General features: G+C 41.1%; 2 protein-coding genes. Both read right to left on the bottom strand.

Translation table 11 applies throughout. The annotated features are described in order from the left end of the window. A complete protein-coding gene (locus tag A3738_RS07405; protein ID WP_068477972.1) occupies nt 1-360 on the bottom strand; it encodes a hypothetical protein in 360 nt (119 codons plus the stop codon). A gap of 125 nt (nt 361-485) precedes the next feature. Continuing rightward, nucleotides 486-1,002, bottom strand: a 517-nt coding sequence (locus tag A3738_RS07400; protein ID WP_068763492.1) for a MipA/OmpV family protein, incomplete at its 5' end; no start/stop codon positions are given.

Raw genomic sequence — 1,002 nt, 5'->3', positions numbered from 1 at the left:
TTATTTTACCTCAAACTCTATATTTAAGGGGTAGCCGTCGTCATTGGCGGAGGTTGATCGCCAACGAGACGCCATCTTAAATTTCATCGCACCAACTTCGTAGCGCCCTGGAGGCAAATCATTAATCGCAATATATGCATCAGAACTATTTGAGAACCATACATCGAAATTAATATCACTCGTTTCACCCAGAGATCGAACATCAAACTTCCACGTTCGACTCCAAGATTCCATTGAGGAGTTTTCATGTGATTTGGGGATAACTAGCAGCGTGCTATTTTGATCATACGGTGCAATTTGAATACTGCTACACGCAGACAGAGAGAGGATGAAAAATACAAAAACCAAACAGCGATACATCTTGGATTTTCCCGATCATTATAATTTTTTGTCGTTAGCTACACAGTTAGCTGTGTAGCCAGCTCGGTATTAAGCTATCTCAAGATGATGTTACATATTAATATTCGATTCAAATAAACAATTATTTAGAAGAATCGAGTATAAGCAAAGCGGATATTGTATCCCTCGGTTTGATCTACAATGGGGCTATCGGTAATTGAATTTGAGTACCAAATATATCCCAGATCTAGGCGCGTAAAACCACCAAATAATATGGGGGTAGAGAAGTTTAAATCGGCACGATAATTCCAACCCGATCGCCCTTCATAACGCCCACGCTCAAGCGTCGCTTCGTTCTGCTCAACACCATAATAGTAATCGACAAGCTTTTGGTTTAGGTAATGAGCAGATACTTCCGGTACAAAGAAGAACGGGCCTTTATTGAATTGTCTTGATAACTGAATACTCGTCTCTGAGCCTTTATGGTGAGATAAGGTGTCGTGCATATATTCTAATTCGAGGCGGGCAATATCTTCTCGCTGCAAGCCCAAACTAAAACCTCCATCTAGTGAACGATCGCGGTCTTTCATACCCTTTAAAAAATCACTGTCGTCCGCGTCGTAACCATCAAACCTAACTGCGAGCTTAGCGTTTGCATCAAAT

The organism is Oleiphilus sp. HI0066, from assembly GCF_001635725.1.
This window is presented reverse-complemented; position numbering and strand designations above follow the sequence as displayed.